Source organism: Noviherbaspirillum malthae, from assembly GCF_015352985.1.
Lineage (GTDB): Bacteria > Pseudomonadota > Gammaproteobacteria > Burkholderiales > Burkholderiaceae_D > Noviherbaspirillum > Noviherbaspirillum malthae.
The window spans coordinates 46,601-61,395 of sequence record NZ_JACYXF010000012.1; the positions used below are offsets into that span (position 1 = coordinate 46,601).

17 protein-coding genes are annotated in these 14,795 nt (G+C 62.1%); 11 read left to right on the forward strand and 6 right to left on the reverse strand.

The genetic code is table 11. The features are described from left to right. Positions 1–43: 43 nt before the first annotated feature. Positions 44–466 (reverse strand): VOC family protein, encoded by a 423-nt coding sequence (locus IGW03_RS16455; RefSeq protein ID WP_194723652.1) that lies wholly within the window; start codon positions 464–466, stop codon positions 44–46. 160 nt (positions 467–626) lie between these two features. On the opposite strand from IGW03_RS16455, the gene IGW03_RS16460 reads away from it, so the two are divergent. After that, positions 627–1,538, forward strand: a complete 912-nt coding sequence (locus IGW03_RS16460) for a LysR family transcriptional regulator (RefSeq protein ID WP_194723653.1) — start codon at positions 627–629, stop codon at positions 1,536–1,538. 77 nt (positions 1,539–1,615) lie between these two features. Here the strand turns inward: IGW03_RS16460 and IGW03_RS16465 are convergent, their stop codons facing one another. Together IGW03_RS16465 and IGW03_RS16470 are read right to left on the reverse strand one after the other, a co-directional pair. Further along, positions 1,616–2,617 carry a tripartite tricarboxylate transporter substrate binding protein gene (locus IGW03_RS16465; protein WP_438943651.1) on the reverse strand — a complete coding sequence of 334 codons (1,002 nt, stop codon included), beginning with the start codon at positions 2,615–2,617 and terminating at the stop codon, positions 1,616–1,618. Positions 2,618–2,783: 166 nt separating this feature from the next. Next, positions 2,784–4,532 carry an IlvD/Edd family dehydratase gene (locus tag IGW03_RS16470; protein ID WP_194723731.1) on the reverse strand — a complete coding sequence of 583 codons (1,749 nt, stop codon included), beginning with the start codon at positions 4,530–4,532 and terminating at the stop codon, positions 2,784–2,786. A gap of 233 nt (positions 4,533–4,765) precedes the next feature. Here IGW03_RS16470 and IGW03_RS16475 point away from each other — a divergent pair, with 233 nt between their 5' ends. Beyond that, on the forward strand, positions 4,766–5,671 hold the full coding sequence (locus IGW03_RS16475) for a LysR family transcriptional regulator (RefSeq protein ID WP_194723654.1): 906 nt from the start codon (positions 4,766–4,768) through the stop codon (positions 5,669–5,671). Positions 5,672–5,715: 44 nt separating this feature from the next. On the opposite strand, the gene IGW03_RS16480 is transcribed toward IGW03_RS16475, so the two are convergent. Further along, a complete protein-coding gene (locus IGW03_RS16480; protein WP_194723655.1) occupies positions 5,716–6,537 on the reverse strand; it encodes a pentapeptide repeat-containing protein in 822 nt (273 codons plus the stop codon). Between the two features lie 329 nt (positions 6,538–6,866). Between IGW03_RS16480 and IGW03_RS16485 the strand changes: the two genes are divergently transcribed. Genes IGW03_RS16485 through IGW03_RS16500 form a run of 4 tightly spaced genes read left to right on the forward strand, consistent with a single transcriptional unit; the run spans position 6,867 to position 9,991 of the window. Next, entirely contained in the window at positions 6,867–7,889 is a 1,023-nt protein-coding gene (locus IGW03_RS16485; protein WP_228535629.1) for an ABC transporter substrate-binding protein, read from the forward strand. Further along, positions 7,859–8,656 carry an ABC transporter permease gene (locus IGW03_RS16490; protein ID WP_228535631.1) on the forward strand — a complete coding sequence of 266 codons (798 nt, stop codon included), beginning with the start codon at positions 7,859–7,861 and terminating at the stop codon, positions 8,654–8,656. The genes IGW03_RS16485 and IGW03_RS16490 overlap by 31 nt, the downstream gene beginning before the upstream one ends. Next, positions 8,653–9,453 carry an ABC transporter ATP-binding protein gene (locus IGW03_RS16495; RefSeq protein ID WP_194723656.1) on the forward strand — a complete coding sequence of 267 codons (801 nt, stop codon included), beginning with the start codon at positions 8,653–8,655 and terminating at the stop codon, positions 9,451–9,453. Before IGW03_RS16490 ends, IGW03_RS16495 begins: the two co-directional genes overlap by 4 nt. Then, positions 9,437–9,991: a hypothetical protein gene (locus IGW03_RS16500; protein WP_194723657.1), complete on the forward strand. Its 555-nt coding sequence runs from the start codon at positions 9,437–9,439 to the stop codon at positions 9,989–9,991. Before IGW03_RS16495 ends, IGW03_RS16500 begins: the two co-directional genes overlap by 17 nt. Before the next feature lie 23 nt (positions 9,992–10,014). On the opposite strand, the gene IGW03_RS16505 is transcribed toward IGW03_RS16500, so the two are convergent. Then, on the reverse strand, positions 10,015–10,389 hold the full coding sequence (locus tag IGW03_RS16505; RefSeq protein WP_194723658.1) for a hypothetical protein: 375 nt from the start codon (positions 10,387–10,389) through the stop codon (positions 10,015–10,017). Next, on the reverse strand, positions 10,386–11,399 hold the full coding sequence (locus tag IGW03_RS16510; protein WP_194723659.1) for an alpha/beta fold hydrolase: 1,014 nt from the start codon (positions 11,397–11,399) through the stop codon (positions 10,386–10,388). The genes IGW03_RS16505 and IGW03_RS16510 overlap by 4 nt, the downstream gene beginning before the upstream one ends. A 124-nt stretch (positions 11,400–11,523) precedes the next feature. Between IGW03_RS16510 and pqqA the strand changes: the two genes are divergently transcribed. From pqqA to pqqE, 5 genes are all read left to right on the forward strand, one after another. Next, a complete protein-coding gene (gene pqqA / locus IGW03_RS16515) occupies positions 11,524–11,598 on the forward strand; it encodes a pyrroloquinoline quinone precursor peptide PqqA (protein WP_194723734.1) in 75 nt (24 codons plus the stop codon). 83 nt (positions 11,599–11,681) lie between these two features. Continuing rightward, complete coding sequence (pqqB, locus tag IGW03_RS16520) at positions 11,682–12,602, forward strand: pyrroloquinoline quinone biosynthesis protein PqqB (RefSeq protein ID WP_194723660.1); 921 nt, start codon at positions 11,682–11,684, stop codon at positions 12,600–12,602. After that, positions 12,599–13,309, forward strand: coding sequence for a pyrroloquinoline-quinone synthase PqqC (gene pqqC, locus IGW03_RS16525; protein ID WP_194723661.1), 711 nt, complete (start codon positions 12,599–12,601; stop codon positions 13,307–13,309). The genes pqqB and pqqC overlap by 4 nt, the downstream gene beginning before the upstream one ends. 19 nt (positions 13,310–13,328) lie before the next feature. Further along, positions 13,329–13,592, forward strand: a complete 264-nt coding sequence (gene pqqD, locus IGW03_RS16530) for a pyrroloquinoline quinone biosynthesis peptide chaperone PqqD (RefSeq protein ID WP_194723735.1) — start codon at positions 13,329–13,331, stop codon at positions 13,590–13,592. Beyond that, on the forward strand, positions 13,585–14,790 hold the full coding sequence (pqqE, locus tag IGW03_RS16535) for a pyrroloquinoline quinone biosynthesis protein PqqE (protein WP_194723662.1): 1,206 nt from the start codon (positions 13,585–13,587) through the stop codon (positions 14,788–14,790). Before pqqD ends, pqqE begins: the two co-directional genes overlap by 8 nt. Positions 14,791–14,795 lie beyond the last annotated feature (5 nt).

Consider the following 14,795-nt stretch of genomic DNA (forward strand, 5'->3'; position numbering starts at 1 on the left):
TCCCTCTTCGCTTCCTGCTGTCGATTTCGTTGTATTGGACGGCTTACTTAGCGAAAACCTGGCTAAGGTCGCCGAAAGCCTTGAATTCAAGGGCATTGCCCGACGGATCGAGAAAGAACATCGTGGCCTGTTCGCCGATTTCCCCCTTGAAACGGACATGGGGCTCGATCACGAAGGCGATGTTTTCCCTGCGCAGCCTGTCGGCCAGCGCTTCCCATTGCTCCATCGGCAGGATCGCGCCGAAATGGCGAACCGGCACATCATGGCCATCGACCGCATTGGTCGGGCCCTGACTGCTTTCCTGCGGTGCGAGATGGGCAACGATCTGGTGGCCGTGGAAATTGAAATCCACCCATTCATCGGAACTGCGGCCTTCGGGGCATTGCAGCAGGCCGCCGTAGAAACGGCGCGCCTCGGCAAGATCGTTGACGGGAAACGCGAGGTGAAACAGCGGGTTGGCCGACATGGGGCTCCTTTCTGAATGCTGGGTAATACCTTTACCTTTGGCGGGCGAGCTTGAAAACCGTGCCGGCTAAGGCCGCGGCGCATTGCCAATTGATTATAGTGAGACGAATCTTTAATATGAAACGAAAGATTTTTAGCCTTGGCATAAAAGATTTTCATACATGATCCGATATCTGCGCACCTTCATCGTCGCCGCCCAGACCTCTTCCTTTTCCGCCGCCGGCATGAAGCTCGGGCTCACCCAGTCGGCGGTGAGCATCCAGATCCGCAAGCTGGAAGAGGAATTCGGCGCCGTGCTGTTCGAACGTACCGGCAAGTCGGTCTCGCTCAGCGATGCCGGCCAGGCCTTGTTGCCGGACGCCATCCACATGATCGAACTGTACGACCGCATGAAGGGCGCCAGCCAGGGTTCGTCGGACAGCCGTCCCATCGACCTAGGCGCGATATCCACGGTGCAGACCGCCCTTCTGCCCAAGGCCCTGCATCGCTTCCGCTCGCACTTTCCCAATGTCCATATCAACATCATTCCCGGCATGTCGACCCAGCTCCTCACGCAGATCGATGCCAAGGAGCTAGACATTGCCGTGATCATCAAGCCGCGCCTGGGCATTCCTCCCGACCTGAAATGGATACTGCTGGTGGAGGAGCACTATGTCGTGGTGCTGCCCGCCGGCTGGCCGCAGGACATGGCCCAGCTCTCGGCCACCCTGCCCTTCATCCGCTACAACCGCAATTCCTACGGCGGCCATATCGTCGACCGCTACCTGAAGCAGCATCATCTCTGGGTGCAGGACGGCATGGAGCTCGACGAGCCGTCCGTCATCCTCGAAATGGTCAGTGAAGGCCTCGGCTGGTCGATCATCCCCGGCGGCCTCGTGCCCCTGCATACCACCAGGGGCATTGCGGTATTGCCCCTGCCGGGACGTCCTCTGAGCCGGGAAATCGGCGTGCTGGTCCGGGTATCGACGCTGAAGCGGCAGACGACCGTCCTGCTGATCGACAGCCTGCGTGAAGAAGCAAGGCGCAGGCAGGGAATCGACCCGACGGCGCAGGCGGCCGCCAAGGCTCCGTGATGCCGCCTCGATGCCGCGTCGGTGTCGCGTCGGTGTCGCGTCGGTGTCGCGTCGGTGTCGCGTCGGTGCCGCCCCGATCAATCGTTGGTGATCTTGGCCTCCTCGATCACCTTGGCCCACATGGAAATTTCCTGCCTGATCCGCTCGCTGGTCTGGTCAGGCGAAGTCGACATCGCGTAGGCGCCCTGCTGGAGCAATTGCTCCTTGACTTCGGGCATCTGAAGAATCTTGACCAGTTCCGCATTCAGCCGGTCGACGATGGGTTTCGGCGTATTCGCCGGCGCCAGCACGCCGAACATCGAACTGACCGAAAAGCCGGTGAGGCCTTCCTCGCTGGCGGTGGGCACGTCCGGCAGCATGGAAATGCGCTGCGGCGTGGTGACCGCGAGGGCGCGCAGCTTGCCGGCCTTGATGAAGCCCTGCGCCGCAGGCACCGTCTCGACCATCGTCAATACCTGGCCGCCGACCAGATCGTTCATCGCGGGGCCGCTACCCTTGTAGGGCACATGCATCATGTCCACGCCTGCGGTGCGCTTGAACAGTTCGGCCGCCATGCGCTGCGGCGCGCCGGCGCCCGATGAGGCGTAAGTCAGGTAGCCGGGCTTGGACTTGGCATAGGCGATCAGTTCCTTCAGGTTCTTGGCGGGCACCGACGGGTGCACGACGAACACCAGGGGCACCGAGCCCACCATGGTGATGGGCGCAAAATCCTTTTCCAGGTTGTAGCCCAGCGACTTGCGCTCCAGCGTCTGCATGATGGAATGCGAGGTCAGCGCGCCCATCAGGAGCGTGTAGCCGTCGGGCTCCGCCTTGGCCACCGCGGCCGCGCCGATATTGCCGCCCGCGCCGCCGCGATTGTCGACCACCACCTGCTGGCCGAGCGCGCCTCCGAGCTTCTGTGCGACCACGCGGCCGATGATGTCGGTGGCGCCGCCGGGCGGATAAGGCACCACCAGCTTGATCGGCTTGTCGGGATAGGCAGCCTGCGCCGGGCCGGCGGCTGCAAGGGTGAGGCCTGCGGCCGCGCCCAGCAGGCCGAGCATGCGGACGATGGTCTTGCACGTGGTTGGAAATTTCATGGGTGTCTCCTCCTTTATAGGTGGTAATGCGGATCCGTTCCGTCAGCCGGAATCCATGCCATGCAGGCGCGCAGGTTCGTTGTCCGTCTTCTCTCCATGAAGCTCCATGAAGCGCCCTGCTCTTTCCCTGCATGCGACGAGCATCTATCTCGTCTCGCCGCGGTCTTCAGCCGCGGTCGCGCGGAATGCGCTCCGTCGTTTCGCCGGCGCGCAGGAAGTCGAAGTCCACGCCCTTGTCCGCCTGCGTCACGCATTTCAGGAACAGCTGGCGATAGCCGCGCTCCGCAGTCGGGGGCGTGACCGGATTGTCCTTGCGCCGGGTTTCCATTTCAGCCTCGGATACCAGCATGCTGATCTCGCGGTTCTTCACGCTCAGGCGGATGCGGTCTCCGCTCTTCACATAGGCAAGCGGACCGCCGACGGCCGACTCCGGCGTGACATGCAGCACGATGGTGCCTGCCGCCGTGCCGCTCATGCGGCCGTCGGAAATGCGCACCATGTCTTTCACGCCGGCACGCGCCAGCTTCTTCGGAATCGGCATGTACCCGGCTTCCGGCATGCTGGCGCCGGTCGGGCCGATATGCTTGAGCACCAGCACGTCATCGGCTTTCACATCGAGGTCTTCATCGTCGATGCGCGTCACCAGGTCTTCGAGGTTTTCGAATACCACGGCGCGGCCTTCATGCTCCATCAGTTCCGGGTTGGCAGCCGACTGCTTGATGATGGCGCCGCCGGGGGCGAGATTGCCGCGCAGTACGGCAATGCCGCCCTGGGGATAGATCGGCTGGGAGAACGGGCGCACCACGTTCTGCGGAAAGCCGGGGCCGGCGCTTTCCAGTTCCTCGCCGAGTGTGCGGCCGGTGACCGTCAGCGTATCGAGATGCAGCAGCGGCTTGAGTTCGCGCAGCAGCGCATGCACGCCGCCGGCTTTATGCAGGTCTTCCATGTAGTACTGGCCGGACGGCTTCAAGTCGATCAGCACCGGCGTTTCGCGCCCCATCGCGTCGAGCCGCTCGAGGTCGATGTCAAAGCCGAGGCGGCCGGCCATCGCGGTCAGGTGAATGATGCCGTTGGTGGAGCCGCCGATGGCCAGCAGCACGCGCAGGGCATTCTCGAAGGCCTTGCCGGTCATGATCTTGTCGGGCGTCAGGCCTTGCTTTGCCATAGCCACGGCGGTCGCGCCGGTACGCTCGGCGACGCGGATGCGGTCGGCGGTGACCGCCGGCGGCGAAGCGCCTCCCGGCACCATCATGCCCAGCGCTTCGGTCACGCAGGCCATGGTGCTCGCGGTGCCCATGACGGAGCAGGTGCCGACGCTGGCAACGAGCTGGTTGTTAACGTCGGCGATCTCCTCGCCGTCGATTTCCTCGGCGCGGTACTTGCCCCAGTAGCGGCGGCAGTCGGTGCAGGCGCCCACGCGTTCGGCGCGGTGCGATCCGGTCAGCATGGAGCCCGTCACCAGCTGGATTGCAGGGATGCCGGCCGAAGCTGCACCCATCAGCTGAGCGGGCACGGTCTTGTCGCAGCCGCCGATGAGCACCACCGCATCCATCGGCTGGGCGCGGATCATTTCCTCGGTGTCGATGGACATCAGGTTGCGCAGATACATGGAGGTCGGCGAGGCGAAGCTCTCATGGATGGATATCGTGGGGAAGTCCATCGGCAGGCCGCCGGCCAGCATGACGCCGCGCTTGACCGCTTCGATCAGCTGCGGCATGTTGCCGTGGCAGGGGTTGTAGGCGCTGCCGGTATTGGCAATGCCGATCACCGGCCGGTCCAAGGCATTGTCGGTATAGCCGGCGCCCTTGATGAATGCCTTGCGCAGGAACAGCGAAAAGCCGCTGTCCCCATAGCTGGTCAAGCCCTTGCGCAATCCCTCTGCCGGTTTGTCGTCCTTCTTGTTCGAATCATCCATCCAGTCCTCGATAAGCGTGTGAATCATCAAATTGCGCATGCCGGCGATCGAGCTGCTTCAATGACGAACCAGCCCGACGCCGGAAAATGCCTTTGAAATACCTTTGAGATGTCTTTGAACCACTTTTGGTTGAGGCAGTATCAATCTTCCAACACGAAAATCAAAGTAGCTTCTTTCATCTTCAAACCATAAAATAATTATCTTTTTAACCCTCCTCGGGCGATGGATCAACCATGGACATGCGTTACATACAGAGCTTCGTGGAAGTGCTGCAGTGCGGATCGATCGCCGAGGCGGCGCGGCGCCTCGATCTGACGCCGGCTGCCGTGGCGGCCCGCATCCGGGCGCTGGAAGAAGACCTGGGCGCGTCGCTGATCCAGCGCTCGGGCCGCTACGTGCGGCCGACTGCGGAAGGCGTCAAGATCATGGACAGTGCGCAATCGGTGCTGCGGGCGGTCCGCGACATGCGGGCAGTGGCGCAGGACGGCGACACCCTGGCCGGGGAACTGCGCCTGGGCACCTTCCATTCGGCAATGACAAGCGTGCTGCCAGCGGTACTGGAGCGGCTGTATGCGCGTCATCCGGATGTGAAGATCTTCGTCGAACCCGGCAAGTCGGTTGATCTGTGCCGCAAGGTCGGCGCTGGCGAACTCGACATTGCGATCGTCGTCGAGCCGCAGTCTGCGCTTCCCAAGACCTGCGAATGGCAGGTGCTGACGGAAGAACCGCTCGTGGTGGTCGCGCCGCGGCATTTCGCGGGACGGGATGCGCATGCCTTGCTGAAGGAGGAGCCGTTCATCCGCTATGACCGTTCGGTACTGGGCGGGCAATTGGCCGACCGGTATTTGCGCGACCACGGCATCCGGCCTCGCCAGCGGCTCGAGATCGACGGATTGCTGGCCATCGCGGCGCTGGTCGACAAGGGTTTGGGGGTGGCACTGCTGCCTGACTGGCCATCGATCTGGTCGAGCGGCCTGTCGCTGGCCCGCATTCCCTTGCCGAACCGCGCGCCGGTCCGGCGCATCGGCCTCGTCATGGCAAGGCACACAGCGCATTTGTCGCTCGCCCATGCATTCTCGCGCGAGGCGGATGAACTGTTCCGCCCGGCCGGCACCCGGCAACAACATAACCCGTCATGAAGCGGCAGGTGCTGAAACAAGGGCAACTTTCGATGTGCGCCCGCTTACTTCAACCCGGCTTCAAGGCCGCGGGCACCTTGGGTATTCGCCTTGTCGAGTCCGATGACGCTGCGAAATGTGGCGCCGGTGAAATTGGCGTTCGTTAAATCAGCGCCCGTGAAGTCGGTATCGATGAATTTCGAACCGCTCAGGTCGGCATCCACCAGCCTTGCATGACGCAGATCGGTGCCGCTGAACTCGGCGCCCTGCAGCCGGCTGCCCGTGAGGTCGGCGCCGGACAGGTTTGCAAAGCTGAAATCCGCGCGCGATAAATTCGCGCCGGACAGATTGGCATTCTTCAGGTTGGCCGAGGCCATGTTCGCGCGCATCAGCCCCATCGACTGGTTCTTCATGTCCGCTGCACCATCCATGTTGGTAAGCACTGCCTTTTCCAGATTCGCCCTGCGCAGGTCACCGACGAAACGCGCTCCGGAAAGATTGGCGCCGGACAGGTTGGCACCCTGGAGCTGCATGGAAAACATCATTGCGCCTTGCAGATTGGCGCCGGACAGATTCGCGCCTTCGGCGAAACTGACGGTCAGGTTGCAGCCGGAAAGATTGGCGCCCGCAAGCTTGCTGCCGTTCAGGACGGCGGCGGCGAGATTGGCCCGCTTGAAGTCGACTCCCGACAAATCGAGCCCGGACAGGTTCTTTGCATAAAAACTGACCGGGGTCGAGGAGCTTGCCTTGTCCAGCATCTCGATGATCCTGTCCCGTTCGAGCTTTTCATACCCGGACCAATCAGCCGTTGCGGCGGGGCGCATTATCAATATCGGCAGCGCCAGCAGTAATGCAAACGGGCCGATCCTCATACGGTTCCATGTCATGTGAGCGCACCCTGCCCTGCGCCGTCGCGCGGCTGGCGCCCGGCGCTTTCCCCCCTGCTCGGCGCCGCAGCAATGGAAATGACTCTGACATTCATGAAGGTTGTTGTTCCGGTTCCGGGACAGCTGTTCCGGTACGAGTGTCAATGCGTTCGAATCGCCCGCGTCCGGGATGGCAAGACGCAGCGAGGCAATACGGGCCAACCTGAGCAATACCGCGCATGGCACACGCGGATACAGCAGGGTTCATGCCAATGGTGTTCTCCTGATCCACGGAATGGATATTGCTTCAAGCCTCTGACGATTCCTCGGCAAACGGAACAGCGATCGACATGTTCAGCAAGAATGCTCGTCAGCCTTATCGGCTGCGCCTGGTGTGGATGGCTGTGGCCGTCGCCGCCACGCTGGCCTGTTCCGCTCATGCCAGCGACAAGGCGCCTGCCAAGGTGCGTGTCGGCGTGCTCGAATTCGGTTCGGTCAACTGGGAAGTTGATGTCATGCAAGCGCATGGACTCGCCCGCAAGCAGGGTATCGAACTGGTCGAGGTGAAGCTGGCTTCCGGCGATGCTTCCACCGTCGCGCTGCAAGGCGGTGCCGTGGATGTGATCGTGTCCGACTGGATCTGGGTGTCGCGCCAGCGCGCGCGGTCGAATCTCTATGCATTCGTTCCGTTCTCCAATGCGGTCGGATCGCTGATGGTGAAGAATGACAGCCCCTATCGCAAGCTGGCCGACCTGAAGGACCGCAAGCTCGGCGTTGCGGGCGGCCCCAACGACAAGACCTGGCTCTTGCTGCGTGCCTATGCTCAAAGACATCTGGACGCCGATCTGACGCGCTTCCTGAAACCGAGCTTTGCCGCTCCTCCCCTGCTCAACGAACTGGCTATGCGCGGCCAGGTCGACGGCGCGCTCAACTACTGGCATTACGCCGCACGGCTTGAAGCCAACGGCATGCATGCCCTGGTCACGATGCCGGAAATCCTTCGCGGACTCGGCATCGACAAACCGATTCCCCTGCTCGGCTGGGTTTTTCGCGATGACTGGGCGGCCGGAAACCAGGACGCCGTGAAAGGCTTTCTGAAGGCTTCCTACGAAGCAAAGGCGCTCCTTGCACATTCGGACGCCGAATGGGAAAGGCTGAGGCCAAGGATGCGCGCCGAATCGGAGGTGATCTTCAAGGCCCTGATCAAGGGTTTTCGGGAAGGCATACCTACCTGTTCGGGGCAGGCAACCATGGCTGCCGTCGAGAAGACCTACGGAATTCTGGCCGAGGTCGGCGGCAGACAGCTCGTCGGCGACACCACCACTCTTGCACCGGGGACATTTTGGCCGAGCTTTCAACTACCGGCGTGCTAAGGCCCGCGAAGTCCGGCCGTGCTTCCTGGCCTGATGTCGGGCAGCGGCTTGCGTCGGTGCTTGTTCTGCTGTGCATCTGGGAACTGGCGGCGCTCGGACTGCAAAGCAAAAGCCTGCCTTCGCCGCTGGACGTGCTGCGTGCCTTATGGGAAGAGCTCTATGCGGGCGAATTGCTGTTTCACCTTGCCAAAACGCTCTTCAGGGTGGCAGTCAGCTTCCTGCTTGCCATGCTGATCGGCGTCGCGCTCGGGATTGTCATGGGCAGCTTCCGGCGCTGGGACAGCCGGCTGGACATCCTTGTCGTCCTCGGCATGAACATTCCGGCGCTGGTCACGATCATTCTCTGCTATGTCTGGCTCGGCCTCACCGAAACCGCCGCCATCATTGCCGTGACGCTCAACAAGATTCCGATGGTCGCCGTGACCATCCGTGAAGGCGCGCGCACGATCGACCGGCAGCTGCTGCAGGTGGCCAGCGTCTATCGTCTTTCGCGGCGCGATACGTTTTTCGCGGTCTATCTGCCGCAGCTCTACCCCTACCTCTTCGCGTCCGCCCGCAACGGCTTGTCGCTGATCTGGAAAATCGTCCTGGTCGTGGAACTGCTCGGGCGCAGCGACGGCATCGGATTCCGGCTTGCAAGCTTCTTCCACTTTTTCGACATTGCAAATATTCTTGCCTACACGCTCGCGTTCATCCTCGTCATTTTCATCATTGAAACCCTGCTGTTTCGTCCGCTCGCCTCCCGTTTGACCCGGTGGAGAACATGACTTCGCTCGCCGTCCAGGTCCGCAGCAAGATGTTTCCCAACGGTGTCTGTGCGATCAGGGACCTGGCGTTCAATGCTCAACGCGGCGAGTTCGTGGCCATCGTCGGTCCGTCCGGAGCGGGAAAAACCACGCTGCTCGGCCTGGTCGCGGGGCTCGATGCCGACATGGACGGCTGCATCCGCATGGAGGCCCGCGGCGCGTCCCAGGATTCGCCAAGGATAGGATTCATGTTCCAGGAACCGCGCCTGATGCCATGGCTGACCGTGCGCCAGAACATCGACCTGGTATTGAGGCCGTACGCCGGTACGCGCAATGCGCTGCAGGACGATGCACGTGTCAGGGAGATGCTTGACATGGTGGGATTGAAGGATTTCGCCATGATGTTTCCGGGCCAGTTATCGGCAGGCATGCGCCGGCGCGTCGCCTTGCTGCGCGCATTCATCATCGAACCGGCCCTGCTATTGATGGACGAGCCTTTCGAATCGCTGGATGCGCCGACCGCCGAGCAGCTGCGCAGCATGCTGGCCGACCTGTGGCGGCGTACCTCGCCTACGGTGCTGTTCGTCACGCACAATCTGGCTGAAGCGGTGAGCCTTGCCGATCGCATCCTGTTTCTTTCCGCCCGCCCGGCCCGCGTCATCCTGGACTATGCCGTTCCACTGCCTCGCCCTCGCGCGCCGGCAAGCGCTTCGGTGCTGCAGGTACAGCATCATCTCCTTGCGCGTCATCCGCAGCTGCTGGAGGGGCTGGTGCAGCCGGCCGTAAAGACCGGCGCTTGCCATGCCGGTGCAGGCTGAAGAGACCGTCATCGCCATGCCGCATCCGATCATGCATTTATTCCGTGTACCCGTTTCGCTGCCTCCCTGCGGACCATCAGGGGTCTCCGGAAAGTTCAGGGTTGGCTTGTTCGCATCCGTGCTCGGCATGGTATCGGTTCCCTCGCCCGCAAAGGCGGAGCAGGCCGCCTGCAGAATGTACGATGTTCTAGTTGAAACCGTAATGCCGCATCTGGAAGAAAACCTCCGCCAGGCTGCGGTCCGGGAGCTGCGTTGCCTGATGCCGGGGAATGTCCCGGCGACCTTCCCGCTCCTCGGCCATCCCGCGCTGCAAGGCTGCCGGCTGGGCGATGAGCGGCAGGCCGCAGAAACCGCTTCCTATTTGCTGCTATGCGGCGAAGGAAGCGGCACCACCGGATCAGCCCGCTGGGAACGCTGGAACAGCCGGATCATGGGCACGCTGGAAGTCAAGCTTGGCGGCAAGAACATGACGCTTATCCAGCGAATCACCATGACTCCTTCGGAGAGCATGGATACAGGCGCGGGCGCTTCCCGATAAGCGGGGCCGACGGAAAACCACGCCTACTGGCTGGATTTGGGCTGTTGTCCGCTCTGTGTCGTCGGGCTGCCCGGTATGCCCTTCGCATCCGACTTCGATTCATCCCTGGACATCGTCACCTCTTCCCCGGATTTCGCCGCCCTGTCCGTACTCGGTCCGGATGCACCGGATGCGTTGTCGGAGGCTGAGCCGGAAGACGAGCCGGTAGAAGATCCGGATGCCTCGGCCGGCGCCTTGCCGCCCTGTGTGGAAGGACTGCCCGGCACGCCTTTCGGGTCCATCTTCGCCTCATCCTTTTCCGGAGCGGCAGGCTTGTCCTGGGCCTGAGCATAAAATGGCCCGCCTGCGACCCCCATGCTCAGCAACGATGCTGCCACCAGCTGAATAACGATCTTCATGGCAACCTCCTTCTTGAATTGAACGGTTCATCATTATTGGAACCCGCCGTCGGCGGGTCATGCGCGATGCGTGCTGGCGCCGGGTCCTGCAAGTCCCGGATCGCCTGCCGCAAAGCTTCAAGAATCGCCGGATCGGACGGCGCGTGCGTTCCATTTGCAACCCAGCGCAATTGCGCATGCGGCATGAAGCGGGCCAGCCGCAAGGCGTTTTCAGGAGGGCAAATCCAGTCGCGGGTGCCGTGCAGCAAAATTGCGGGTATTCCGGCGGCACGCTGCGCGCAACGAAACAGCCGGCGCGGACTTGTGAAGCAGGCATTGCCGAGGTAATGGGCCTGTATCCGGTATTTGGCGAGCCAGGCAGGATCGAACTCGACGGCTGCAGCAGGCCGGCCGCTCATCGCCTGCATTACCGCTTCCTCATATTTTCCCCACCGGTGTGCCGCCTCGCGCTGTTCCTGCTTCGGAACATTCTGTAACTGCGCTATCAAGGTTTGGAGCACATTCCGCTTCTGCAATGCCGTCCAGCCGACGGTCAATTCCTGCCATCCAACCGGCACCATCGCTCTCAAGTCCTGGAAGAACCACTCGGCTTCCCTTCTGCTTGCAAGGAACACGCCTCTCAGCACCAGGCCGCGAACGGCATCCGGATAGTGCCCGGCATAACACAGCGCCAGCGTGCCGCCCCAGGAGCCTCCGACCAGCAGCACGCGGCCAAGGCCGAGATGCGTACGAACGCGCTCTATGTCCTCCACCAGGTCTGCGGTGCGGTTATTCCCGGTTTCTCCGCCGGGACGGCTTCTTCCCGCGCCGCGCTGATCGAGCAAGACCACCCGGTCTTGAGCCAGATCAAACCAGTCGAGCATATTGAGCTTGCACCCGCTGCCGGGTCCGCCGTGTAATACCAGGGAGGCGCTCGCATCCGCGCGGCCGTACTGGGCGACATACAGTTCATGTCCGCCGCCCACCGGAAGATATCCATCATGAAACGGTAGCGATGCAGGCTTCGGCATAAAGATTGCCTGTTCAATTCAATGCACCGGCTTGGCCCAATAAGGACGTTGGGAGACGTGCAGGATAAGGGTAATTGCCAGGGATCTTTCAACCCATTCATATTTGCCATGCAAGGAGACTGCCATGAAATGGACCAAACCCGAATTTTCCGATCTGCGCTTCGGATTCGAAATCACCATGTATATCGCCAGCCGCTGAAGCGAATCTGACGCGGCCGGTGAATGGGGCGCGGCGAACGCGGAAGCGTTTCGCCGTGCTCCTTCCTGCGTCCCTGCCCTGCAATGAAGATCATCATCCTGGGCTCCTCGGCGGGCGGCGGTTTTCCGCAATGGAATTGCAACTGCCGCAACTGCGACGGCATCCGCAAGGGAACGATACGGGCCCGCGCCCGCACGCAATCCTCGATCGCCGTTTCCGCAGACGGCGTGAACTGGGTGCTGATCAATGCCTCGCCCGACATACTGGCCCAGATACAGGCGACCCCGGCATTGCAGCCTGGCCGCGCCGACCGCGATACCGGGATCGCGGCGGTGATGCTGATGGATGCGCAGATAGACCATGTTGCCGGCTTGCTGATGCTGCGCGAGGGCAAGCCCCTGGAGTTGTACTGCACGCCATCGGTGTGGGACGATCTGAACCACGGCCTGCCGCTGGCTTCCGTGCTGGGGCATTACTGCGGCATGCGCTGGCATCCCATCGCAGGCGCCGCGGACGATCTTTCGCCGGTCGCCATACCAGGCATTGCCGGTATCCGCTTCATCCCGGTGGCCTTGAAAAGCAAGGCGCCGCCTTATTCCCCTCACCGGCAGCAGCCACGGGCGGACGACAACTGCGGCCTGCTAGTTGAAAATACGGCAAGCGGCAAAGTGTTGTTTTATGCGCCGGGACTCGGGGAAATCGATCCCCGTGTCGAGACCGCCATGCGCAGCGCCGACTGCGTGCTCGTCGACGGCACCCTGTGGACCGGAGACGAGATGATACGCATGGGATTGTCGGCCAAGACGGCATCCGACATGGGGCATCTGCACTTGTACGGCACCGGCGGCATGATCGAACTCCTGGATACGCTCGGGCCGCGGCGCAAGATCCTTGTTCATATCAACAATACGAACCCGATACTCGATGAAGATTCCGCCGAGCGGGCGCTGCTCTCGCGGCACGGCATCGAAGTCGCGCATGACGGCATGGAGATCCTGCTATGAACACGGTCACCGACCGCAAGCTTCTGCCGCCATGGAGCCGTGAAGAATTCGAGCAGCAGCTGCGGGCGAAGGGAGCGGGATATCACATTCATCATCCGTTCAATATCAGGATGAACAGCGGCCTGCTCTCTCCGGAGCAGATTCGCGGCTGGGTGGCCAATCGCTTTTATTACCAGATCAGGATTCCGCAGAAGGACGCGGCAATCATCGCCAACTGTCCGGACCGTGACACGCGGCGCAAGTGGGTGCGGCGCATTCTCGATCACGACGGCGACGACAGCCATGAAGGCGGCATCGAGGCATGGTCCCGGCTCGGCGTGGCGGTCGGCATTCCGCGCGATGAGTTATGGTCGCTCGGGCTGGTGGTGCCGGGCGTGCGCTTCGCGGTGGATGCCTATGTCAATTTCGCCAGGACCGCCCCGTGGCATGAGGCGGTCTGCTCCTCGCTGACGGAAATGTTCGCGCCGCGCATCCACAAGGATCGCCTTGCCGGCTGGCCGCAGCATTACCCCTGGATCGACCCCGACGGCTTGCGCTACTTCCGCGAACGCATCACGCTGGCCGAACGTGATGTCGGCCATGGCTTGCAGGTAACGCTGGATCATTTCACCAGCCGCGCGCAACAGGAGCGCGCGCTGGAGATCCTGCAATTCAAGCTCGATATCCTGTGGGCCATGCTCGATGCGGTGGAAAAAGCCTATCCTTGACATGGAGGGGGAGATGACGATGACAACTGTTCCCGACAAGCCGAAACTCTCCCGCCTGTTTCGTTTTCAATGGGAGGAAACGCAAGGCAATTACGTCCTGCTCTACCCGGAAGGCATGGTGAGGCTGAACCAGAGCGCGGCGGAGATCCTGAAGCGATGCGACGGCGAGCATGATGTCGGCCAGCTTGTGCGCGAACTGGAGCAGTCTTTTTCCACCTCGGGCCTCGAAGACGATGTCAAGAGTTTCCTGAGCACCGCAACCGAACGAGGCTGGCTTGTCTGAGTTCCATGGCGAAGCCGCCCAAGGCGCCGCGGCCCCCGGTATCGCTCCTCCGCTCTGGCTGCTGGCGGAACTGACCTATCGCTGCCCCATGCACTGCCTGTACTGCTCCAATCCTCTCGATTACGCGGCGAGCGGGCCGGAACTGAGCACCGCACAGTGGATCGATGTCATGCGCCAGGCGCGCCGTCTCGGGGCGGCGCAGATCGGCTTTTCGGGCGGCGAACCGCTCGCGCGCGACGACCTGGAAGACCTGATCGGCGAAGCCCACCGCCTTGGCTACTACACCAACCTCATCACTTCCGGCGTCGGCATGAACGAGGCACGCATCGCGCGCATGCGGCAGGAAGGGCTGGACCATATTCAGCTGTCGTTCCAGGACTCCGGCAAGGAAATGAACGATTTCCTGTCGAATACCAGAACCTTCGAACTGAAGTCGCGGATCGCGCGATTGATCAAGCAGCATGAATATCCGATGGTGCTGAACGTGGTGCTGCACCGCTATAACCTGGATCATGTGGACCGCATCATCGACATGGCGCTGGAGATGGGAGCGGATTACCTGGAGCTGGCCAATACGCAGTACTACGGCTGGGGGCTGGCAAACCGCGACGTCCTGCTGCCCAGCCGGGAACAGCTGGAGCGGGCGGAAGCGGTCGTGAGCCACTATCGGGCCCGCCACGGCAATCGGATACGCATCCTGTTCGTCGTGCCGGATTATTTCGAAAGCCGGCCGAAGGCCTGCATGAACGGATGGGGCTCGGTTTTCCTTGCCATCTCGCCCGACGGCATTGCCCTTCCCTGCCATGCCGCGCGGACGCTGCCGGGTTTGGAGTTCCCCAATGTCAGTGAATGCAGTCTGCATGACATCTGGTACCGCAGCGCCGCCTTCAACCGCTATCGCGGAGACGGATGGATGCGGGAGCCGTGCCGGTCATGCCCGGAAAAGACCAGAGATTTCGGCGGATGCCGTTGCCAGGCCTATGCCTTGACGGGCGCCGCCGAAAACGCCGACCCTGTCTGCAGCAAATCGCCGTTGCATGGGGACTTGCAGGCCATCGTCCTGCAGGCCGAACGCAGGCAAAGGGAGCAGCAGCAGGCGGCGGGATCCCGGAACGAACAGCCCATCCTGTTCCGCAGCGACGCCAATTCGAAGCGCTTCGCTGCTGGAGTTGCTGGGACCGCTGAATCAGGCAAATAGCCAGC